Below are 23,194 nucleotides of genomic sequence, written 5' to 3'. Positions count from 1 at the left end.
ATTGCAACGCCGATTTTTTCTTGGTACTAACACGATAAATCCTTTAATAATGGCCGCTAATCGTACGTTCCCCCGGTTTAGAACGCTTGTTCGCGGCCCCTAGTTTGTGTCATAATAAGCGTATCAATTCAACTCGGGAGGACTTGAAATGAAACTGCTACATACAGCCGATTGGCACATTGGCCGGACCCTCAATGGATTTTCGTTACTAGATGAACAGCAAGCCATCTTTCAACAAATTTTACAGATTGCCGAAACGGAACAAGTGGACGGTATCGTTATTGCGGGCGATATATACGACCGCGGCGTTCCAAGTACGTCCGCCGTCACGGCTTTAAACCAAATGTTGACCAGTCTCAACTTGGAACACCACTTTCCAATTTACGCCGTCTCTGGCAACCATGATAGTGCCGAGCGGTTAAACTACGGTCGCGACTGGCTCGCCACGCAGGGCTTTCACTTAAATACCCGCTTGGCCGATGCCTTTCAACCGATTGAAACGCCAACGACGCAAATCTTCCTATTACCCTTTTTCGACCCAATGGATGCCCGCGCCTACTATGCTAAACAGGGCGTTGATGAGGAAACCGTTAAGGCCATCCACTCGATCAGCGACGCGATGGTCCGGGTTGTCGCTGACATGCAGGCCCATTTCGATCCTGACAAGCGGCACCTCCTAGTCACCCACTTTGCCGTAACTCCTAGTGGAGCCAATCCGGAAGAACTGACCAGCGAAACCACTTCTAAGGTTGGCGGTTTAGCGACTTTATCCACGCAACAGTTCAACTGTTTTGACTACGTGATGCTCGGCCACATTCACACTCGCAACGCCTCCCCCGACCGGGAACGTATGCGTTATGCTGGCAGTCCGGTCAAGTTCAACGTTAAAGAGGCTAACGAGCAAAAGGGCGTCGACATCGTTACCATCACGGCCGATCAAGTGACGCACACGTTTAAGCCGCTCCAACCGCAAACCGACCTCGTAGCCCTCAAAGCCCCTTGGGAGCAACTCACTGACCCCGACTTCTATGATCAACAGCCCCGCAAGCAAGCCTGGTTTGCAATTACAATTCAGGACTTTGATCGGAGTCAGCACTTAAACGTCCGGGCGCAACTCCAAAAGATTTACGGGACGGTCGTTGAACTGGACTACGAGGACCACCACCGGCCAACGGCAACCTCACGGGCTCGCCGGCAGATTGCGACGCTCAGTCCTGATGAAATCGTTAACGCCTTTTTTGAAACGGTCACCGGCAAAGACTTATCTGCGGAGCAAGCCCAGTTAGTTGACCAAATTTTCACCAAGCTTAGTAAGGAGCATGCCTAATGAAACCCGTTTACTTAGAAATGAATTACTTTGGTCCCCATGAACATTCGGTCATTGACTTCCGGCAACTCGAAACGGCCCCAATTTTCTTAATTGGTGGCGACACCGGGGCCGGTAAATCAACTATTTTTGACGCAATGACCTACGCCCTGTTTGGAACGACCACTAATTCTGGTACGGAGGGCCGGGCCGCTAACGAAATGCGTAGCCAGTTTGCACCCGCCGATCAAGCCACAACCATTACGTTTTATTTCGAACAAGGTCATCAGCTCTTTAAAATCATCCGCCAACCCGATCAATGGCTAGCGAAGCAAAAAGGGACCGGATTGACGCATAAGGGCTCCACCGCTAAATTTGCCATTGTCGATAAGGTTGGCGGCCTCGAAGTCACCAGTATTGCTTCCAAGCCAAGTGAAGTGGCGGCCGAAGTCGCGCAAACGTTAAATTTATCTGCCGACCAGTTCAAAAAGATCATTTTATTACCTCAAAATGACTTTTCTGAATTTCTCAAGTCAAAAACGGGTGACAAAGAAAAAATTCTGAAAAAGATTTTTGGTACCCAACTCTACTCCGACTTCACGCAAAACTTAAAGGACCGCTACGATGCAGCAAAGCAGACCAACGACGATTTTCAAGCTCAGTTAGATGTTCAGCTAAAGGCCCCAACGTGGACCGCCGACGAACAAGCCCAACTCAACCAGGTACCGAACCCACAACTAACGACCGTTACCCAACAGTTTGTCGATCAGCGCCAAGCAACCTTGAATCAACTTGAACACCGCAACGCAACGTTAGAAACGAGCCTTCAGGCCGCCGAAAACGCCTACCGGCAAGGTCGTGACGTTCACCAGCAATTCAACCAGTTGGCGGATGCTCAAAAGCAATTTGAGCGCGAAATCACGGCCAAGCAAGCCGAAAATTCAACTAAGCAAACCCATTTGACCGCTTTACAGTGGGCAAATCAGTTCAAAGAAGCGTTCCGGGATTACTTAAACGGCCGGCAGGAGCACCAGCGGTTAAGTCAAACTGATGCACAGCTCCAGCAAACGGCCGCTAAAACGGATCAGCAACTAGCGGAAGCCACCGCCAAGCGGGAAAAATTAACGTCTCAGGCGGAAGCCCACCAGCAACAACTTGAACGCCTGACGACCTTAGCTACCTTAATTCCGAACGTGCAGGCGGCCGAAAAGCTCCGGACACAGGTCCAGCAATTAGCCCCCGTCGTCGCCAAGCTCACTGCCGAGCTGGCCACCCAAAAGAACACGGCCCAAGAACTGGCCGACCAGGTCGCGCAAAAAGAAGCAACGTTACCAGTGATTGCTGATTGTCAGCAACATTACGATACGCTCATCGAGCAACGCAACACGGTGGTCGAAACCTTAACGGGACTCCTCCACCAAGCGACCCAAGCTAAGGCAACGATGGCCACCGTTAATAGTGAGTATGAGCAGGCGGAAGCTACCCTAACGACGTTACAGGCGCAACGCCACCAAGCCGCCCAAAACTATCAGCAACAACGGGGCCGCCGGCAAGCATTAATGATTGCCCAATTGCAACAAGAATTAGTTGATGGTGAGCCGTGCGTCGTTTGTGGGTCAACGGACCATTCCCACATGCCCACCACCATCACTGCGGATGAAGCCGAGTTAAAACGGTCCATGACCGCCGTGGATGCCGCTCAAGATGCCTACGCCGCTGCCCAAAATGCCGTTAAGACGCAACAACAACGGCTAGAGCAGTTACAAACACAATTACAAGCGGCGCAAACCGCGGCGGATACGGCCCAAACCGCCTTAACTAACCAGTATGACCAGTTAAAAGCGCCCTTGACGCTGGCCCTCCCCGCCAATTTCGATTTTGACACCGTTAAGCAGGTGTTTGCGACGGCTATTCAAACGGCTAAGGCAACTTTACAAAATGCACAGCACCAGGTTGAAGCATTTCAACAGCTACAACGGCAAGTGACGGCGCAAGCAACGCAAACTAACCAAGCTCAATTAGCATTGGCGAAAAAGCAAACCGAACAACAAAACCGTCAAGCAGACCTTCAAGCTGCTGAACAAAAACTACCGGATGTCAGCCTCATTAGTACTGACCTAGTGACGGAGCGCGACCAACTCAAGGTTGCGACACAAACTTATCAGCAACAGCTTGACCAAGCTCAACAAGCTGAACATCAAGCCCAACTGCAACGCTCGGAACACCAAACGCAGCTAAGGGATATCAAGGCGCAATTAACCACGACCCAGCAAAAAATGGACGCGCTCCAAGCTGAGCTATCTGCGGGGCTAAGTGCACCGACCGCCCCAACCAATGACTCCAGCGTTTTAAGAGCCTGGTTGGCTGAAATTGAGAATGGTCAGCTTGAAACGCTCCAAAACCAAATTACCCGTTACGATCAATCTAAAGCTAATTTGACCGCAACCATTCAACAACTCCAGCAGCGGTTAACGACAACGACGCAACCGGATTTAGCCGCATTAGAAGCAACCTTGCAAGCACGCCAAGCAACCAAGGATCAGTTGTTGGAACAATTGACTTTAGCCAAAAACCAGCTGGCAACCGCAACCACCAGTGCTAACGCTATTCAGCGAATCTTAAACGAGCAAGGCGCATTCGCCACTCATTTTCAGGCCCTAACCGGACTATATCAAATCGTCAATGGTAAGGCGGGAAACGATCAAAAACTGAAACTAGAAACGTTCGTTGTCCAAAACTACTTGCAGCGAATCTTGAATTACGCTAACGAACACTTCATCAACCTCTTATCAAATAACCGCTACACGTTTGAATTAGCTGACCAGGCCAGTGATAATCGTGGTGACCACGGCCTAGACATTAACGTTTTTGATAACGAAACCGGTGAAGCCCGTTCTTCTAGCACCCTCTCCGGTGGTGAAACTTTCATCGCGGCTCTCTCAATTGCCCTCTCCCTAAGTGAAGTGGTGCAATCATCGGCCAACGGCGTTCAAATTGACGCGCTGTTTGTTGACGAAGGGTTTGGCTCACTCGACAATGAAACCTTGACCAAGGCCATGCAGGCCCTCGAGACGATCGGTGAAAATCGGATGGTTGGGGTCATTAGCCACATTGATTCAATGAAACAAACGATTGGCCAACAGATTTTAATTAAGAAATTAGGCGACGGGCGCAGTCGCGTCGAACTGATTAGTAAATAAGCGCCGTCACGATTATTCGGGCACCAAAAAGCAGCCGGTAAATCAACCAACACCAACGGGTGAGTGATTTACCGGCTGCTTTTAATAACATCCAGTCATTCTTAGTTAAAAGATAATCCCCAGAATTAGTCCCAATAGTTGCATTCCTTGGAACATCATTAAGTTCTGTGGCGCCGTGTTAAAGGTCGTTTCCTTAACTTGTTCGGCGTTAAAGGCTTGGATATTTTTCCAAATCTTCGGTAAGACTAATAAAACTAATAATTGATAAATCGGTAACACTTGTAAAACAACACTAAGAATTACTGGAACGTAGCCAATTAGCGCTAGCGTATCGTAAACTTTTAACGCCCGCTTTTTGCCAATGTAGTACGGAACCGTGTAACGTTCGTTACGAATATCTTGTTCCAAGTCTGATAAGTTATCCGCTAACATAATGTTCGAGACTAAGAAAATACCGGGTAAACCAACGAGTAACATTACTAAGATATTTTGAAGGTTCCCCACCAACGCAAATTGCGGCCAGTCTAAGGTAAAACCTGCCAAAACCGGCGTTGCCACGTTCATGTAAACGGCTAGGAAGAACACCCCAAACCCTTCGACGCACCCAGATAAAATTTCACCTAATGGGAACCGTGAAAACGGCACTGGTCCGTACGTATAAAAGATGGCAACCCCAATGGCAGCCGCACCCATGAACAGTAAGAGCAGGTTCGTTTTGAAAACCAGGACGATTCCTAAAATAATTGCTGTTGCTAACATTGCCAACATTAAGTTCATTGACCGGCGCGGTGAAAGGTGCTCCCGCCCCACGATGTTATAAGTATCCCGGTAATGCAAATCCTTGGCTAAATAATAATCCTGCACGTTATTAAAACCCGTCACGAATAACGCAATCGCAACCTGGGCAATCAAATAAATTAATGAATTCACCCAGTTAAACGCATGAAAATAATAAACTGAAAACAATACCCCAATGAAGTAAGGTACAACACTAGCCGCTTTCGCATTCATCCGAATGAATTGCAAAAAGATTTTGAACGTCATCGGCCGGTAAGCAGTTTCGTTTGTCAATGTTTCCGCCCCCCGTATTAGTTTGTTACTAATCCACTATAACAAAAAAAATCGCTTGTGAAAATGGTTTCAATTAAAATTAGCAAGTTCTCATAATCCGCTTAATTATTAAGTTGAACCCTCATTTTACGAGGAACAACTGACGCAACCAAAAAGCGCCCTCATCGCAACTCCCCGTAATCAAAAAAGGGCTGCGGTATTAACCACAAGCCCTTTAAACGACGTTACACTATTGTGAATCATGTTCATGGTCATTCAACGGCGGTTCATCTTGATCCCGAGTTGCGGGTTTGATACCAGCTGGTAGTTCCGCCTTCGCAATCTTTTCAACGTTATCCGTTTCCTGCTCGGCCTTTTTCAGTAACTTAGGGTCCTTTAAAATTGGTAAGTGGAAGCGGAAAATCGAACCTTGACCCACGACCGACTCAACGCTAATCTTCCCGTGATAACCTTCCACAAGCCGTTGAGCAATTGATAGGCCCAGCCCGTTACCGCCCTTATCCCGGCTGCGCGCTTTGTCCACGCGGTAAAAGCGGTTAAAGACCCGGTCCAAATTATCCTTTGAAATCCCCTCACCGAAATCTTGAACTGCCACTTCAATGTAGCGAAAGTCCGTCGATAACGACAGGTGAATTTCTTTACGCTTCGTCGAATACTTGACCGCATTATCTAATAAGATAATTAGAATTTGTTCCAAATGATTACGATAAATTTGGGCGTACACCGGCTTCTTCACGTCGTCGTCAAACGTAAAGCGAAAATCTGGATGAATCATTCTAAAATCATTAAACGCTTGCGTTACTAATTTTTGAACGTCAGTCGTTTCCCGACTAAAGTTAATTTCCAGTTGTTCCGCCCGCGATAAGTCGAGCATCTCTTGAACGAGGCTTTGCATCCGCTTCGTTTCGGATAAACTCGCCGCTAAGGACTCCGCTAACACCTGCGGATCATCTTTACCCCAACGATTCAGCAATTCCATGTGACCTTGAATAATCGCCACTGGCGTTCGCAACTCGTGGGAGACGTCCTCGACGAACTGCTGCTGCTGGTTAATATAGCGCTGCATCTGATCAAGCATATCGTTAAACAGAACCGCTAAATCGGATAACTCATCGTTACGGCGTAAGTCCGGAACCCGACTGTCCGTCTGGGGATCATCCTTAACCGCGTTAATGGTCCGGGTGATTTGACGCATGGGCCGTAGTAAGAAGGCCGCTAAGAAGTAACCTAACAAGGTCGCCCCAAAAATCGTGATCATCGTCATCACTACAAAGATCCACAGGAGATTGCGCGTCGTACTATGATAATCGGATAAGTTGTTCGTCACTTGCACGTACCCAATCAGGCGATGGTTTTTCGCCGCGTTGATTGGGGCCCGGCCAACTAACTCAGCCCCCTGACCACGGCCCACTAATTTGACGTTGCGGTCGGCGCCCTTTTTAAACTCATGACCATCCTTACGCGATAGATACAAAGTTGTCCCGCGCGGATCATAAACCGTCACGGCTAAGCTCGTTCGCGACAGCGCCGCTAATTCTGAATCGGAAAAAATGGTACTTTGAAGCGCGCCCCGTTTGCGGCCACTCATCCCCATCGCGGGCTCAACGTTGGCCTCCGGCTGTAACTTTTCGGCCACTGATTTAATCGTTAGCCCCTGATTTTCGGTTCGCAACTGTTGCTGAACCGTGGTAATCGCGCTCTCCACGTTACGTTGTTCCTGGCGAATCAAGAGGTTCGTGAAACTCTTATACACCAGTAGTGAGAAACAAATAAAAATGAGCGCTGACCCAATCGCGGTCCCGAGCGCCCATTTCCATTTTAATGACCAACGTCTGCGCAGCTTCGGCGATACCTCTGCCCCGGTCTGCTTAGCCATTAGGAACGAATCACGTATCCAGTCCCACGAACAGTTTGGATGTAACTCTTTTCACCTGGCCGGTCAATCTTGTTCCGTAAATACCGAATATAAACGTCAACAACGTTCGTTTCAACTTCGGATTCGTAGCCCCAAACTTTGTTTAACAAGACGTCCCGGGCCAAAACAACGTTAATATTTTCCATCAACGTTAGTAATAGTTCATACTCACGCTTCGTCAAATTAATGACTTCGTCGCCACGCTTAACAACTAGGTTTTCCTTTTCAATCGTTAAGTCCTTGTAGGTGACCGTCGTTTGTTTCGTATTTTGTTGTTCACTTTCAAGGTCAATTCGCCGTAACAACGCTCGTAACCGAGCTAATAACTACTCGATGGCAAACGGTTTAACAATGTAATCATCCGCCCCGTGATCAAGACCAGAAACGCGGTCAATCACGGAATCACGGGCCGTCATCATAATGATTGGCGTATTTTTAACTTCCCGAACGCGCCGACAAACTTCCAATCCGTTCAATTCTGGTAACATTAGGTCTAATAGGATGGCATCAAAATCTTGTGATAGCGCGGCATCCAGCCCTTTACGACCATTATATTCAACTTGAATATCGTAGCCCTCGTGCTTTAATTCCAATTCAACAAAGCGCGCCAGATTTTTTTCATCCTCAATAATTAATATTCGACTCATTTACTTGTTGTCACTCCTAATATTCAACTTATCTAAAAAGCGTACCGGCTCGCGGTCAGAAGCGCCGCACCGGCCATTTTCATTATACAACATGTTATTTTAACATGAATACGCTAAATTTCCTATACTAGAAACCAACGGCATTCCTCATTCAATTTTAATTTTACAACCTTTCCATCAGAATACAATTAATAAGCTTGACCAACGAGCCTAATTATTTCGAATCGGGATGGTGCGCGTGCCAGGCCCGAATTTCAGCTAACCGTTTCGACCACGCCTTTTCCTGGCCTTGCGTTGTCGGCTGATAATACTGGTGGCCCGCTAATGCGGCCGGTAACGTTTTCATTGTCGTTAATTTGTCCGCGGTATCGTGCGCATACTGATAGTCGGCACCATAACCTAAATTTTTCATTAGTTTTGTGGGTGCGTTTCTAATCTGTAACGGCACCGGCAAATTGCCGGTTGCCTTAATATCTGCTTGGGCGGCCGACTGCGCCGTATAAAGAGCGTTGGACTTCGGTGCAAGCGCCAAGTAAGTCACCGCTTCCGTTAAGTTCACGTTACACTCCGGCATGCCCAAAAATTGGCAGGCCTGGTAAGCCGCCACCGTCAGTGGGAGCGCCTGGCGGTCGGCTAAGCCGACGTCTTCACTCGCGAAGCGAACGAGCCGGCGAGCAATGTACAACGGATCCTCGCCACCATCCAGCATCCGCATCAACCAGTAAATGGCCGCGTCAACATCACTATTGCGCATCGACTTGTGCAACGCCGAAATGATGTTGTAGTGCTCCTCACCATTTTTATCGTAACGCAGCGACTTCGTATTGATTAGTTGCGACAGTCCCGCCGCCGTAATCGTTACGTGGTGATCCGCTCGGTCCCCGTTCAGGACCGCCATTTCGAGCGTGTTTAGCGCCATGCGGGCATCCCCGTTCGCAAATTCCGCAATTAATTGCAGCGTATCTGGCTGTAAATTGACCGTCCATCCTGGAAAACCATTTGGATTATCAAGGGCCGCCTGTAAAATTTCGACCAAGGCCGCAACCGTCAATTCTTTTAACACCAGCACCTTACAACGTGAAAGCAACGCCGCGTTAATTTCAAAGGACGGGTTTTCGGTTGTCGCCCCAATGAGCGTAATGCTACCACGCTCCACGTACGGGAGAAAGGCGTCCTGCTGGGCCTTATTGAACCGGTGAATTTCATCAATAAATACGATGGTCTTTTCACCAAAGTCGCGGTTCGCGGTCGCCTCATCCATGATGGTGCGAATTTCTTTGATCCCACTTCGAACGGCACTAAAGGTGATGAAGTGCGATTTGGTTTGTTGGGCAATAATTTCTGCCAGCGTCGTTTTCCCCACTCCCGGTGGTCCCCAAAAAATTAACGATGGTAGTTGATCTTCCGCAATTAACTGTCGCAACAATTTTCCCGGGCCTAGAAGATGGTCCTGGCCTTTAAAGCCTGCCAGCGTCGTTGGCCGAACCCGGTAAGCCAACGGACTGTTTTGCGTGTTTTCTGGATTGAACAACGACTCTTGTCGCATCCAAACCACCTCCGTACTTGTCATTTGAATACTGTTAGTGTATCACGAACGTACGTTCCAAACCAATTTTCAACAACGAAAAAAGGCTATGACATAGTCACAGCCTCTTGTGTATTGCCTCATGTTAATAGCCGAAACGTACGCCGACTTTTGGCACACTCACTCTTTCAAAATTTCAGCTAATTTAAATTATTGTTCTTCATACCAGCTGTAGTGGAAGCTACCTTCCCGGTCAGTCCGTTCATAAGTGTGGGCCCCGAAGTAGTCCCGTTGCGCTTGCAACAAGTTAGCGGGTAACACTTCTGCGCGGTACGAATCGTAGTATGAAAGGGCCGCACTAAACGCAGGCATTGGAACCCCAGCTTGAACGGCTAAGCTGAGAACGTCACGCGTTGATTGTTGGTACTTAGCAGCGATGTCTGCAAAGTAGTCGTCCATCAATAAATTATCCAGGTCTGGTTGCTTATCAAACGCATCGGTGATGTTTTGTAAGAATTGGGCCCGAATAATGCAGCCAGCACGCCAAATCTGAGCTAATTCACCAAACTTCAAATCCCAGTCATAATGTTTGGAAGCGAACCGTAATTGTTCGAAGCCTTGCGCATAACTCATGATTTTGCTGAAGTAAAGGGCTTGGCGAATCTTTTCAACTAAGTCTTCCTTAGCTGGTAAATCAACCTTGTTCGTTGGACCGGCTAATTTCTTAGAAGCCGCAACCCGTTCGTTCTTCATCATGGAAATGTAACGTGCGTAAACGGCCTCCGTAATGACGGATTGTGGCACTTGAATGTTCAACGCATCTTCGGAACTCCACTTACCAGTCCCCTTGTTATTCCCACGGTCTAAGATCATGTCCACGATTGGCTTAGTCTTGTCAGCGCCTAAATCGTCCTTACGGGATAAAATATCAGCCGTAATTTCGATTAAGTAACTGCTTAATTCACCCTGGTTCCAGTCGGTGAAAATCTTCGACATTTCGTCAACGGATAATCCGGCAACGTTGCGCATCACGTTGTAACTTTCGTCGATTAACTCTTCGTCACCGTATTCAATCCCGTTGTGGACCATCTTAACGTAGTGACCCGCACCGTTCGGACCAATGTAGGTCACGCAAGGTGCACCGTCTTGGGGGGCCTTAGCAGCGATTTTTTCAAGAATTGGTGCAACTAAGTCATAAGCTTCCTTCTGACCACCAGGCATCAAGGAAGGCCCTTGTAAGGCGCCCAGTTCACCACCGGACACACCCATCCCGATAAAGTTGATGCCGGACTTATCAAGCCGCGCACTCCGGGCAATCGTATCGTTAAAGTTGGTGTTCCCACCATCAATTAAAACGTCACCCTTATCTAATAATGGTAAGAGTTCGTCGATTACCATATCGGTTGGCTTACCAGCCTTGACCATCATGATAATCCGGCGAGGCGTTTCAAGCGAAGCAACAAAGTCTTCGATTTTATAGCTTGGTACTAATTTTTTGTCCGCGTGATCCTTAACGACCTTTTCCGTCTTCGAACCGGTCCGGTTAAAGATTGCGACTTGGTAACCGCGGCTTTCAATGTTCAAAGCCAGGTTTTTACCCATAACGGCCATCCCAATGACACCGATTTGTGGTTTTTCGTTACTCATTAGTTAACTGCCTCCCAATTTTTATTACGCAACTATCGTACCAGAAACCAGCGGCCGTTTAAAGTATTTTGAGGCGTTTTATAAAATTAATTACATTTAAAGCTTTTAGATAAGAAATAAATTTTCAAAAAGGTCGCGTTACCGCCAGCCCGTCAAAAATCACTGAGCTTGCCGGTAGTCCGGCTCCCAGAACCCAACCGTGTCAGCCTGTGTCGTAGCGGCGACCGCGTCCAGTGCGGTCACGTCACTGGCTGACAACCGCGTTTTGGCCGCCTTTGCCGCCGCGTCTACTTGGGGAACCTTAGTGACGCCGATGATTGGCAACGTTCCCTTGGCAATCGTCCAGGCCATCGCAGTTTCAGCCGCGCTTAAGCCGTGGGGAGCGCCAATCCGTTGTAAGGTTTGCACTAACGTCGTTAGATGACCCAACTGCCCGTTATAAACGGCCGCCCGCGAGCTTCCAGCTGGCATGGGGTGCTTGGCGTTATACTTGCCCGTTAAAGCCCCCTGTTCCAAGACCATGTAAGCAAAGAACGTGAGGTGTTGTTGGTGACAATAATCAATAATGCCGTTCTTTTCCGACGTTCGATCCAATAAACTAAAGTGGTTTTGGACGCCAGATAACTGAAACCCAGCCGCTCCTAGAATGGCTTGGACCCGCTTTATTTCGGGCAACGTATGGTTTGAAACGCCGACGTGCTTGACCTGACCACTTTGCAGTAACGGAATCAGGGCCGGCGTCCACTTTTCAACGTCATCATCATGGTGGATCCAATAATAATCCACGTAGTCAGTCTGTAACCGCGCGCAACTCCCCCGAAACATATCCTGAACGGGCTGCGTCCCGTCATCCGCCATCCGCGGCGTAAACTTCGTTGACAACATAATTTGGTCGCGGGGCGTCTGGTGACTAAGTTGGCCCAAGATGGTTTCAGCACTGCCCTGACTATACGCATAGGCCGTATCAAAGAAATCCAACCCGTCCTTCAACGCCTGGTCATACACGGCTTGAAAATGCTGGGGATCCTCATGATTACCGAAATAGTTATCACGATCGCCCCACGCCCAGGTTCCTAACACAACGTTTGGCTTGGTTAACATTGCAAAACTTCCTTCCAATTAATTTGCAGGTTTACCTACCCTTCCAGCATACGGCCAAGTGCGCCCAATTAATTGAAATATGCCGCTACTTTCCCGGTAATCACCGACTTTTTCGGTTAGTGGCGGTTAGCTTAGACAACAAAAAAACTCGCCGAAGCGAGTTTTTTAAGATCGTTATTATTCGTAAAGAAAGACGCCATGCGCCATGGCCGCAATGTCGTTTTTCATCAACTAATCAAATTAGTTGTTTACTTTAACAACTTGCTTGCCGTTGTAAAAACCACAACTTGGGCAAACACGGTGTGATACACGTAATTCGCCACAATTTGGGCATGGTGCCAAATTTGGTGTCGCCAATTTAATATGACCACGACGGTTGCGTTTACGCGTCTTAGACGTTCTTCTTGCTGGTACAGCCATCAACCTACACCTCCTTCAAAGGGATTCACATTTAAGTGAGTTTTGATACGCCTAGCTCAAACTTAATCCTTGCTTTCCTGATCAGGGAACAGGTCTTTCAGTTTAGCTAAACGCGGATCAACAGTTTTATGTTCTTCAGCTTGCTTGGCAAGGTCGTCTTCACTAATGACTTCCCAGCCCTTACCCGTAGGCATGGCTTCACCATTCTGCTCAGCTTCAGAAAGAATCTGCATGGGGATATGAATTAAAATGTTATCCTCCACAGCGACATCAAAGTCGAGAACATCGTCTTCTGGTAAGATGATGACCGTATCCGTCTCTTCATCGAAACGGCTCAGGTCAACCCCCTGTGGGACGTAATATTCCGTCATTTGAAAGGCCAGTGGAACTTCCACCGGCGTCAACGACCGACTTGAGGGCAACGTTAAGGTTGCCGCTACGGTCGCTGTGATTAGGACATTATCCTTATCATAACTGACGTAGCCCTTCACGTGGACGGGCTGAACATCAAGGATTTCTGGATAACGCGTCATCAGGGCCTGCTTTAGGTCTAACGCTTCATCAAACTGAAGTGGCGTGTCACGGTAGCTCTTAAGCTGCGTAAGTGACCATTTCATTTAAAAACCTCCTAATGCAACGTGATAAATTATACCTGTGTGAAAAACCTTTGTCAATGTTTTTTCCTTGACAGGTCTAAATGCCCGTCGCTGTTCACTACTCTAACAATAATTCTCCCGTGGGTCAACTCTAACCCCCGGTAATTCGAAGCGGTCGGCGGTATAAATCTTGGGACTGGTGATTAATTAATTCGTAAACCCGGCCCGCCCGGTAGTCAAGCTGTAAGGCGTGTTCGCGCAACTGCTGATTAATCTTCGTGTACAGGGGCAGCGGTAATTGCTTTTTAACCTGGTGCAAATACGCCTGCCCGGTTGAATTGAAGCCAAGCAAGCGAATGTACGGGTGCGCCTGGGCCGCTTGCACTTCCGCCTTCGTCAATTGTAGCAGTGCCGCCGTTGCTACTCGCTGAAGCCGCGTATAAGTGTAGCGTTTGGATTTCACTTGACCTAAAAAGTCCTGAAAATCATGACTCGTCTGCACCATCGCCCGCATCCGGTATTCTAATCCTTCGGCCATTTGATCGTACTGCCCACTATGGGCCACGTCCACCGTCAACAATTGGTACTGCAAATACGGCCAAAAATCAGCCCAGCTTTGAAGCCGGTTTGTTTTTAAGGCGGCTAAGGTGGCGGGCGGAACGACCGGCTCCACCGCCGGCCAATCCGCCTGGAGTGCCGCCTGCCGAATCGCCGTGCCGCTCGCGAACGTTTCACCGGGCGTGATCGTGGTCTCAGCGTGTCCCGCTACCCGGCGTTGAATTGGATAAAGTTTTAACGGCCGGGCTAAACGCTGATTAGCCGCGTAGTAGCAAAAGCTCAACATGTCGTTGGCAGACGTCAAGGTCACCCCGGTCGTCGCTTGCAACGCCGCGTTGAACTGGGTCGCAAAGGTCGCGTTATAGTGCTGAAAATCACCGTTGGCCATCGTCGCCATCGCCGTCGTCAGCTTCGCAAAGTCCAAATCAGGATGTTCAGCACCAAAAACCAGGCTGTCACAGCCGAGCGCACTCAGTATTGCGACCCCTCCGCGCGCAAAGAGGTGCGCGGGTTGGGTCGCAAAGTAAACCGGTAGCTCAACGACCAGGTCGGCCCCGGCGGCTAGTGCCAGTTCCGTACGGGTCCACTTGTCGAGTAAAGCCGGTTCACCACGTTGCAACCAGTTACCACTCATCACCACGACGGTACAATCCGCCCCGCTAACCTGCTTTGCCGTTTGGAGGTGGTAGCGGTGCCCGTTGTGTAACGGGTTATATTCCGTTATTAAGCCCACTGCGTGCATCGCCATTCCTCCCTACTTTTGACAGTCAAAAAACCAGCGGGTCGTTGTTTCGTTCGGTTCGGCCGTGCCAAAGTCAGCCGTTACCGCAACGTGCTTAAAACCTGCGCGACTTAGTGCCGCCTGATAATCCGCAAGCGTATAGGTCCGCTCATGGTGCAATTCCCCCACCTGATCAAACGCCTGCTTCTGTTCGTTATAAATGAAGAACGTTAATTCGTGTTCGGCACTGTGCGGCACTTCGCCAGCGTAACTCGTCCACATAAACGCCCGCTCATCATCTTGATAATTATACATATAGCCTGGATAAACGTCGTCCGTCTGATGAGGCGTGATGACGTCAAATAAGAAGCGCCCGTCCGCCGTTAAGTGCTGACCCACCTGGGTAAAAGCAGCCTCAACCGCACCCAGATCAGGTAAGTAGCAGAACGAGTCCGCAAAACAGGTGACCGTATTGAAGGTACCAATTTCACTGAGGTCCAGCATATCGCCTTGTAATAGCGGTAACGGCACGCCGGCTTCCTGAGCGTGTTGTTGCGCCAACGCCAACATGTTGTCGGATAAATCTAAGCCCGTGACTTGGTAACCGGCTTGGGCTAGTAAAACGCCTAACCGGCCCGTTCCACACGCTAATTCTAGTAACTGCCCAGTTTGGTCGGGAACCCGGCGACGCACAAAATCCAGCCATTGCTGGTACATGGCTGGATCAAAGAGTTCGTCGTAAAGTTCGGCAAACGTTTGGTAGATCATGCGTTGACCCACTGTTGAACGTCAACTAGCGGTGCGTCTGACCATAACTTTTCAAGGTTGTAGTGGGCCCGTGCATCTTTTTGGAAGACGTGCACGATGACGTCCCCGGCATCGATCAAGACCCATTCACCCGCCGTCCGGCCTTCAACGCTTTTCACGTCGGAACCGGCTTGGCGAATAAACTCAACCACGTTGTCCGCAATGGCTTGAACTTGCCGCTTTGAATCGGCCGATAAAATGACGAAATAGTCCGCCATCAAACTTACTTGGGCGACGTCTAAGGCTACAATGTCTTCTGCGCGCTTATCGTCCGCCGCTTTAACCGTTACCTGTAATAATTCTTTACTATCCATGGAATACTCCCTTAATTGTTTGATTTTGAACCCAAGGCCGGAACGTGTCCCACCCAGGCGTTATACGTTGCCAGTGTTTGCGGGTAAACTGGCGCACCCTTACCAATCAGGTAAGCCAACGTGTGCTGAATTTGAAACCGCACCCCGGCTGCCAGTGATTGGGCCGTCAACTGCCGGGCTTGCTCAACGCCGGGAAAATCCCGCGCCGGTTCGATAAAGTCCGCCATGAAGACGATTTGATCTAGTTTCGTCATGTACGCAGCCCCAACCGTGTGGCGTCGGATTGCGTTTAAAATGTCTTCATTCTTAATTCCTAATTCATTCTTGATCAGTTCCGCACCGACCACGCCGTGCCAAACCCCGTTACCGTACAACAGCAGCTCCGGATCCAAGCCCCGCGTTTTAATCAACTTAATAAAGGTTGCGTCTGAGCGCTGTTTAGCGTAGTCGTGTAGTAAGCCCGCAATGCTAGCGAGCTCGACGTCGACCCCGTTAGCCGCCGCCAACTGCCGGGCGGTTTGTTCAACGCGCAAGCAGTGCTGGTAACGACTGTCCGTTAACTGCGCCGCTACCTTAGCCATTAATTCGGTATGGCTAAACGGCACGAGGCCTTCCTGATACTCAATCGGTTTGCTCATATAATTGATGCTCCTCAATGTAAGCGGCCACCGCGTCCGGAATTAGGTAGCGAACCGTATGACCGTGACTAATTTTAGTACGAATTTGAGTAGAACTAATGTCAATCAGCGGCGCGTCGACCCAAATGACGGGATACGCACTCGTCGTGGGGTAACCGGTCCGCTTAATACCGACAAACGTGACCAGCTTGACTAAGTCATCAATGTGGTACCAGGTGTGCAAATAGTCGACCATGTCACCACCAATAATGAAATAGTACTGGGTATCCGGATGTTCGGCCTTCAACTGTTTCATCGTATCGTAGGTATAACTTTTACCCCCACGCTTAATTTCAGTTGTTTCCAGGCGAAACAACGGGTTATCGGCAATCGCCGCCTGCACCATGTTGACCCGGTCACGCGCCGCAATCGTCTTTTTTTCATCAACGTGCGGGGGCTGGGCGTCCGGCATAAACCGAACCTCATCTAAACCAAGTTGGTCGCCAACTTGTTGGGCCATGATCAAGTGTCCCAAATGCGGTGGGTTAAACGTGCCTCCTAAAATACCAACGCGCCGGTGCGGAATTGCCGTCACCGTTTCCGTTAGGACTTTCGTCGCCGTTTGATTAACCGTCTGCACCTCAAATTCCTCCCTACAGCTTCTCGACTTCTAATGAATAGTGCCGGTCATCAGCATCACTGGCGGGCATGTATAAAACAAGCACCCGGCCAATCGTTTGCACGACCGTAATTGGGGTTTGGGCTTCGATGGCCGCCTTAACTTCGGCCGTCGAAACGTCCGCATTTTGTAAAATGTTGACCTTGATCAATTCGCGCTTGTCAAGCGCACCGGTCAGTTGGGCCAGCCATTCATCAGTTAAGCCGTTTTTACCAACGGCAAAGAGTGGACGCATGTTGTGTGCGGCCCCCCGTAAATAATGTTTCTGTTTTCCACGTAAATTTTCCATTTAAATGAATCGACTCCTATGCTTATTGCTTGTTAATCATTGCTGGGCGCGTCACCACGTCGACTCCGCGGGGGGCCCATCCGGCTACCCGGGTATCGCCGGGAACCGTGACCCATCCAAGGCCTTCAAAGACAACATCCGTCACGCCGGTCGTTTTAAACTCGTGCCGAACCAGCGGCGGGAAGTCCTTAACCGCATCACCAGTTGGTGGCGTAATTAACTCGCCAACGTGCTTTTCATAAAAGTTGTCGGCGTTTTCGGTCCGGGTCCGGTGTAGTGGTAAGTTGTTATCCACGTAAACGGTCCCAGCTGGTTTAATCGTATCAACGATGTCTAGGCGGGCCACCCCACCCAAGAACAACGTTTGACCGTTGCGCAGTTGATAGCCCTTTGGCCGAATTTCTTTCTGGGGTGAAACGAGCTTCAAGTCATCACCACTCAGAACGTGCGCCATTTGTTCCGGATGAATGATTCCGGGCGTGTCAACCATCTTGTGGCCGTCATCCAGCGGAATTTCAATTTTATCCAGCGTCGTGCCTGGGAAGCGCGACGTGGTAATCAGATCTTGTAAGCCGGTATTATTGGCGATAATGCGGTTAATTAACGTTGACTTCCCAACGTTCGTTACCCCCACGACGTAAACGTCGCGGCCGCGCCGATACTTTTCAATTAGGGCGAGTAACTCATCAATTGCGTGCCCGCGTTTCGCGCTGGTTAGGGCAACGCCCACCGGTTTGATTCCCTGCGCCCGCACTTGTTGGTTCATCCATTCGCGTAACTTCGTCCGCCGTAATTGGCGCGGCAAAACGTCTTCCTTATTCCCAACGAGCAACACGGGGTTATCACCCACGAAACGTTGCAGGCCGGGAATAATACTCCCATTTAAGTCAAAGATATCGACCACGTAGACGACCAACGCGTTGGCTTCGCGAATCGTCGCCAACAAGTGGCGAAAATCATCGTCACTTAACGCAACCGGGACAATTTCGTTATAATGCCGTAACCGGAAGCACCGCTGACAATAGAGATCCTGAGTGTCATTAGCTAGTGCCTTTCGAAGCGCACTCGCCGGGGTGTAACCCGCGGCAGCTGGGTCGGTCGTTTGAATGGCCGCCCCACAGCCAATGCAATATAAAGTTTCTTGAGTTGCTTCACTCACTTTTTAAAGTCCTCCTGAAAATGCTGTTCTGGATAAACGCGGGCTAACCGCGCCTTAATAAACCGTTCAAAGAAGCGGTTAATGCGCGTGTTCCAGGCATCGGTCGTCACAATTGGCCGGACTAAGATACTCGCGACTCCCGCTAAGTGGGCCGCCCACATGTCCGTAATGTATTGATCCCCAACCATCACGACCTCGTTCTTGTGCAAACCAAGTCGCCGCCGAGCCTTACCGATGCCCCACGGGAGCGGTTTGAGCGCCCGGGAAACAAACGGTAATTCCAGCGTTTCTAACGCCTTTGCAATCCGCGTTTCTGAATTATTCGAAACGACAACTAGTGGAATCCCAGCGTCTTGTAACGCGTGGAGCCACTTTTTCAGCTCGGGGGTTCCATCCGGATTATTCCAAGCAATCAACGTATTATCCAAATCAGCAAACACGGCCTTAATGCCTTGTGCCCGTAGTTGCGCTGGTGTGACGTTGTAAATTGCTGGTATCATCCAAGTTGGTTTAAATTGATTAATCATCGTTATCCCCTTCGCTTCTCACTGAAATAATGGTGCTGGGTCGGAACCCTCTTTCCATTTTAGCATATTGGAATTATAAATACCGCGTCAATCCGTCCGCCATGTCTGAATTCCAGCGGGTCCTTCCAAATTTTAATCATCATTATATAATAATTTGTTTTATGAAAATAAGCAACTGTTATCATTCACACCGAATTACATGGGCTGGCGGTTCACGGTAAAAGTTTAATCAGGCGTTCACAAATTTGGACAAAAGGCGTATATTACGGTATGAGTTCAATACTTAATTATAGGAGGTTTTTCACATGGCTGATAAAGACCAAGAAAGTGGCGTTAAACAATACGTCACCGATAAATACTTCGCCAAGGGCCACCTGTGGACCAAAATTTGGCAATCACTCGTCGCCATCATTGGTTGGATCTGTGTTGCCGTCCCCGTTTACTGGACGATTTCATCAACGCTGTTAGCCACCAACCAACGCGTGTTACACGCTTGGAAATATGAAGAAGGTAAGACACTGTTCTACTTCTTCGACCGGTTCTTCATTATTGCATTTATTATTATTGCAATTATTGTCGTGGCTTCCACGATTCATAATAACCACCGCGTTAAACAACACGTTAGCAAAGAAGTGCAGTACGACGAGGACCAACTTGAAATCCGAACCCGGCGACTAGATGACTACTACACCCACCGGTTTGGCCAAGCATCGTTCCGTAAACACGTCAAGCACTACACGGTTGATCCCGAACAAAACATTCCGACCAACGCCGTGCATGATTTGTATAAGGAGTAACCAATGGATATTTTACAAACCTTAAAACCATTTGAAAGTATTTGGAATTTTGTCTTACTACTACTCGTTTCCTACCCAATTTTGGGAGCCTTCGCGTGGTTCGTTGGTGTTCTGTGCTATCAAACGATTTATCGGCACCGTCACACCGACGACGTTGAATTTAAACCACTGATGCCCGCAGACCAGCCGTTGATCACCATTATGATTCCCGCCCATAACGAGGAAGTCATGATTGCCCACACCATCGACTATTTAATGAACGAAATGAACTACGCCAACTACGAAGTGCTCGTTACCGACGACGGTTCAACCGATAACACGCCCGCTATCTTGGCCAACTTGCAAAAGAAGTACGCCAACTTACGGGTCGTGACCATTACCAAAAATCAAGGTAAAGCGCACGCCTTTAACGTCGGGGTCGGCTTTGCCCGTGGTGAATTCATTTTGAGTAACGACGCCGATTCCATTCCGGAACCAGACGCCCTCTGGAAGTACATGAGCTACTTCTTAGGCGACGAACACGTTAATACGGCGGCCGTAACGGCTAACATGGACGTCCAAAACCGCAGTACGATTTTAGCCAAATCTCAGACCGTTGAGTTTTCGAGTATCGTGGGGGTAATTAAGCGTAGTCAGGTGAGTGCGCTTGGAAACATGTACGCTTACAGTGGGGCTAACACCATGTACCGCCGCGCCGCCCTAGTTGACGTGGGCTTGTTCCGGCAAGACCGGGCCACCGAAGATATTAGTATTGCCTGGGATCACCAGTTAAACGGCTGGACGACCGCTTTTTCGCCGGACATTTTGTTCTACATGAACGTGCCCGAAACGCTCAAAGCGCTCTACCATCAACGCAAACGGTGGGCCAAGGGTGGAACTGAAGTTCTACTGACCAATTTCAAACGGGTGATGAGTCACCCGCGGAAATACTTTAAACAGTGGGCCTTCATTACCGACCAAACGCTCAGTATCATTTGGGCCCTGTTCTTCTTTATTTCAACGGTCATTTTTCTAATTTCACTAGTGACCTTCTTCTTTACGGGCAACTACGAACGGGTTTACCACATGTTCTGCATGGCATTCATTTTCGTTACGTTTGAAATGCTGGCCGGACTCTTGCAGTTGCTATCAGCCCTCGTCGTGGACGACCGCGGCCGTAAATTTAAGTACCTAATTTTTATGCCGCTTTACATGCTCGTCTACTGGCAAGTTAACGCATTAGCACTGGTTACAACACTCATTCCGGCCATTAAAACCATCATGGGTTATGGGAGCGGAACTTGGGTCAGTCCAGTTCGTAAGCACGACGCAGCAAATGAAACCGAAGAAACGGAATCAAATTCTTCTGAATCTGAGTAAATACCAACTAAATGGATAAAATGTCCATCCAGGTTAGCCGCTTAGGGCGCGCTTGGGTGGACATTTTTACGGTCACGCCTAGTAAGTAAATACCAGTAAACTAATGACAATTTAAAATAGCCGTTTTTTTCAATTATCTTGATAATAATAATCGTCTAACGTATAAGTCGTAATTGGCGTAATATGTAATTCATATTTTTCAACTAAATCAGCTAATGCTTGACCATCAATGAGTGTTACAGTATTAGATCCTTGTGTTGCTTTCTGCTTGGCATTACTAGTAAAGTGACTAGTCGTAATAAAGATACCATATTCAGCATTAAAACCATCCATCACACCTTTAAATTTATCAATTTCAGGTTCAGACACTGCATTGTCACTGTAACGCTTGCATTGAATTGCGACTCGACTTGTTCGAAATTCATCCGAAGTAAAGTAGCCGAATCCATCAATGCCGTGGTCACCGGATCGCACAATACCACGATTCTTGTCAATCAAAACGCCCATCTTTGAAATGAGTAGTCGTGAAAAGCTCTCAAATTTTCCAGGATCAAATTTCATCAGCTGGTTAATTAATTCAGCTTTCCAGTTAGAATTATCCGTATCTTCCTTATCGCTCTCATCCGCGGTAACTGATGACGTCGCACTTATTTGCTGTTTTGCCAACCGTTTCTTTCGTAATCCACTTCTTTCCTGCCAATAATCATCCATCTTTTTTTGTTGCCGTTTAGTAGGGAAGCTCGTTAAGTCTACATGCATGCCTGCCGAAGTCAGCACAACGTCTTTACCGCGCTGAAGTTGTTCCACCATCGCGATACTCGCCAAATTTCTAATTCCAAAATTAAAATCAAACATAAATGGTGAATAGCTTCCATTTTTACCCTGCTTAGTCAAAAAGACATCATTATATGTTAGATTATCATACTGATTATCCGCAATCATTTTACGAATTACCTTCCGACTGGCACTTCCACCTAAATCTCGAAGCGCCATTAAAATTGCTTTTTCAACCCGTCTTCGCTTGTATTCTGCCATAATTACCTCCCTATTTTTTCAACCTGGGCTAGGTGCCCCGCTACTAAAGCACATATTTTCTAGCAATTATATCAGTGGATCAGCCAGCGCCCCAGTGACTAGTCGCAACACCGTCTCCCGCACAGTTGCCGACGTAAAACCGTGGTCGGCATGCGGTAATAGTTGCAACTGCGCGGACCGATAAACCTGCTCATACCGTTTAGAAGCAATCGGATCGACCACTTGATCCGCTAAGCCATGAACGAGCAAAACCGGTCCCTGATAACGTTGCGCAATTTCATAAATCGGCAACGTCTGCGCCGTCCGGAGGTAAAAGCCCCCCAAAGTTAGGCCCTTTTTGATTGGTAACTGCTCAGGAATATGGTGCGGATCATACGAGTAGCCCTGTGTATCCCCCTTTAGTGCATCATCTTTCAGCGTCGCCGCCGGGGCCAGTAGCGTAACCTGGCTGACAACGTCGGGGTAATAGCCAACCAACATACTTGCGACCACGCCACCCTGTGAATGGCCAACTAAGTAAATATGACGCACCCCGGGTAACCGTTGCGCATAAGCTAAAATCGCGTGGCCGTCACTAATTTCATTGAGCACCGTCATATCTTTAAACGCGCCGTCGCTCTCACCGTGACCATTAAAATCAACTCGCAACGTTGCTAACCCGGCCTCCGCTAACCGTTGTGCCAATTGATAGAGCAATTGATCTGGTTGGCGGCCACAATCTGACGTAAACCCGTGCATCAAAATCGCTAAATTAAACGTTGGTGCTTGCGGCGTCGTTAAAATCCCACGTAGCGTTAATCCGTCCCGCTGAATCGTTATCTTCATGCGATAAAACCTCCCAATTCTTAGGATTAGCTTAAACTAAAATAAGCCTGCTGACAAAGGAGTTGCTAACGACCACTCA

Annotated in this window: 21 protein-coding genes and 1 pseudogene; 4 read left to right on the top strand and 18 right to left on the bottom strand. The window is 48.6% G+C overall.

Annotated features, from left to right (window positions below):
- Window positions 1-148: 148 nt before the first annotated feature.
- Window positions 149-1,327: an exonuclease SbcCD subunit D gene (locus FFM79_RS01855; protein ID WP_137641768.1), complete on the top strand. Its 1,179-nt coding sequence runs from the start codon at window positions 149-151 to the stop codon at window positions 1,325-1,327.
- The gene (locus FFM79_RS01850; RefSeq protein ID WP_137641767.1) at window positions 1,327-4,506 is read left to right on the top strand and encodes an SbcC/MukB-like Walker B domain-containing protein; all 3,180 of its coding nucleotides are present in this window, start codon (window positions 1,327-1,329) and stop codon (window positions 4,504-4,506) included. The genes FFM79_RS01855 and FFM79_RS01850 overlap by 1 nt, the downstream gene beginning before the upstream one ends.
- 105 nt (window positions 4,507-4,611) lie before the next feature.
- Here FFM79_RS01850 and FFM79_RS01845 read toward each other — a convergent pair whose 3' ends face one another.
- The 16 genes and pseudogenes from FFM79_RS01845 to FFM79_RS01770 all read right to left on the bottom strand — a co-directional run bounded on the left by FFM79_RS01845 (window position 4,612) and on the right by FFM79_RS01770 (window position 19,099).
- Window positions 4,612-5,550: a UbiA family prenyltransferase gene (locus tag FFM79_RS01845; RefSeq protein WP_137641932.1), complete on the bottom strand. Its 939-nt coding sequence runs from the start codon at window positions 5,548-5,550 to the stop codon at window positions 4,612-4,614.
- Window positions 5,551-5,806: 256 nt separating this feature from the next.
- Window positions 5,807-7,453, bottom strand: coding sequence for a HAMP domain-containing sensor histidine kinase (locus tag FFM79_RS01840; RefSeq protein WP_137641766.1), 1,647 nt, complete (start codon window positions 7,451-7,453; stop codon window positions 5,807-5,809).
- Window positions 7,453-8,139 (bottom strand): annotated as a pseudogene (locus FFM79_RS01835) (response regulator transcription factor). Before FFM79_RS01835 ends, FFM79_RS01840 begins: the two are co-directional and overlap by 1 nt.
- 214 nt (window positions 8,140-8,353) lie before the next feature.
- Entirely contained in the window at window positions 8,354-9,685 is a 1,332-nt protein-coding gene (locus FFM79_RS01830) for a replication-associated recombination protein A (protein ID WP_137641765.1), read from the bottom strand.
- A 189-nt stretch (window positions 9,686-9,874) separates the two neighbouring features.
- Window positions 9,875-11,311, bottom strand: coding sequence for an NADP-dependent phosphogluconate dehydrogenase (gnd, locus tag FFM79_RS01825; RefSeq protein ID WP_137641764.1), 1,437 nt, complete (start codon window positions 11,309-11,311; stop codon window positions 9,875-9,877).
- Window positions 11,312-11,470: 159 nt separating this feature from the next.
- The gene (locus FFM79_RS01820; RefSeq protein ID WP_137641763.1) at window positions 11,471-12,412 is read right to left on the bottom strand and encodes an aldo/keto reductase; all 942 of its coding nucleotides are present in this window, start codon (window positions 12,410-12,412) and stop codon (window positions 11,471-11,473) included.
- 240 nt (window positions 12,413-12,652) lie between these two features.
- Complete coding sequence (gene rpmF / locus FFM79_RS01815) at window positions 12,653-12,832, bottom strand: 50S ribosomal protein L32 (RefSeq protein WP_137641762.1); 180 nt, start codon at window positions 12,830-12,832, stop codon at window positions 12,653-12,655.
- Between the two features lie 62 nt (window positions 12,833-12,894).
- Complete coding sequence (locus tag FFM79_RS01810) at window positions 12,895-13,449, bottom strand: YceD family protein (RefSeq protein WP_137641761.1); 555 nt, start codon at window positions 13,447-13,449, stop codon at window positions 12,895-12,897.
- A 130-nt stretch (window positions 13,450-13,579) separates the two neighbouring features.
- Window positions 13,580-14,728: a nucleotidyltransferase gene (locus FFM79_RS01805; RefSeq protein ID WP_137641760.1), complete on the bottom strand. Its 1,149-nt coding sequence runs from the start codon at window positions 14,726-14,728 to the stop codon at window positions 13,580-13,582.
- 12 nt (window positions 14,729-14,740) lie between these two features.
- Window positions 14,741-15,475, bottom strand: coding sequence for a class I SAM-dependent DNA methyltransferase (locus FFM79_RS01800; RefSeq protein WP_137641759.1), 735 nt, complete (start codon window positions 15,473-15,475; stop codon window positions 14,741-14,743).
- A complete protein-coding gene (gene rsfS / locus FFM79_RS01795) occupies window positions 15,472-15,828 on the bottom strand; it encodes a ribosome silencing factor (RefSeq protein ID WP_137641758.1) in 357 nt (118 codons plus the stop codon). The genes FFM79_RS01800 and rsfS overlap by 4 nt, the downstream gene beginning before the upstream one ends.
- Before the next feature lie 11 nt (window positions 15,829-15,839).
- Window positions 15,840-16,466, bottom strand: coding sequence for a bis(5'-nucleosyl)-tetraphosphatase (symmetrical) YqeK (yqeK, locus tag FFM79_RS01790; RefSeq protein ID WP_137641757.1), 627 nt, complete (start codon window positions 16,464-16,466; stop codon window positions 15,840-15,842).
- A complete protein-coding gene (locus FFM79_RS01785; RefSeq protein WP_137641756.1) occupies window positions 16,450-17,085 on the bottom strand; it encodes a nicotinate-nucleotide adenylyltransferase in 636 nt (211 codons plus the stop codon). Before FFM79_RS01785 ends, yqeK begins: the two co-directional genes overlap by 17 nt.
- Before the next feature lie 13 nt (window positions 17,086-17,098).
- A complete protein-coding gene (yhbY, locus tag FFM79_RS01780; RefSeq protein ID WP_137641755.1) occupies window positions 17,099-17,413 on the bottom strand; it encodes a ribosome assembly RNA-binding protein YhbY in 315 nt (104 codons plus the stop codon).
- A gap of 22 nt (window positions 17,414-17,435) precedes the next feature.
- Complete coding sequence (yqeH, locus tag FFM79_RS01775) at window positions 17,436-18,572, bottom strand: ribosome biogenesis GTPase YqeH (RefSeq protein WP_137641754.1); 1,137 nt, start codon at window positions 18,570-18,572, stop codon at window positions 17,436-17,438.
- The gene (locus FFM79_RS01770; RefSeq protein ID WP_137641753.1) at window positions 18,569-19,099 is read right to left on the bottom strand and encodes a YqeG family HAD IIIA-type phosphatase; all 531 of its coding nucleotides are present in this window, start codon (window positions 19,097-19,099) and stop codon (window positions 18,569-18,571) included. Before FFM79_RS01770 ends, yqeH begins: the two co-directional genes overlap by 4 nt.
- 305 nt (window positions 19,100-19,404) lie before the next feature.
- On the opposite strand from FFM79_RS01770, the gene FFM79_RS01765 reads away from it, so the two are divergent.
- Together FFM79_RS01765 and FFM79_RS01760 are read left to right on the top strand one after the other, a co-directional pair.
- A complete protein-coding gene (locus FFM79_RS01765; protein ID WP_137641752.1) occupies window positions 19,405-19,896 on the top strand; it encodes a hypothetical protein in 492 nt (163 codons plus the stop codon).
- A gap of 3 nt (window positions 19,897-19,899) precedes the next feature.
- Window positions 19,900-21,255 carry a glycosyltransferase family 2 protein gene (locus tag FFM79_RS01760; RefSeq protein WP_137641751.1) on the top strand — a complete coding sequence of 452 codons (1,356 nt, stop codon included), beginning with the start codon at window positions 19,900-19,902 and terminating at the stop codon, window positions 21,253-21,255.
- A 129-nt stretch (window positions 21,256-21,384) separates the two neighbouring features.
- Here the strand turns inward: FFM79_RS01760 and FFM79_RS01755 are convergent, their stop codons facing one another.
- Both FFM79_RS01755 and FFM79_RS01750 read right to left on the bottom strand, forming a co-directional pair.
- Window positions 21,385-22,290, bottom strand: a complete 906-nt coding sequence (locus FFM79_RS01755) for a restriction endonuclease (RefSeq protein ID WP_137641750.1) — start codon at window positions 22,288-22,290, stop codon at window positions 21,385-21,387.
- A gap of 66 nt (window positions 22,291-22,356) precedes the next feature.
- The gene (locus FFM79_RS01750; protein ID WP_137641749.1) at window positions 22,357-23,115 is read right to left on the bottom strand and encodes an alpha/beta hydrolase; all 759 of its coding nucleotides are present in this window, start codon (window positions 23,113-23,115) and stop codon (window positions 22,357-22,359) included.
- Between the last annotated feature and the right edge of the window lie 79 nt (window positions 23,116-23,194).

The sequence above is a fragment of the Lactiplantibacillus modestisalitolerans genome (assembly GCF_005405425.1).
Classification (GTDB): Bacteria; Bacillota; Bacilli; order Lactobacillales; family Lactobacillaceae; genus Lactiplantibacillus; species Lactiplantibacillus modestisalitolerans.
This window is presented reverse-complemented; position numbering and strand designations above follow the sequence as displayed.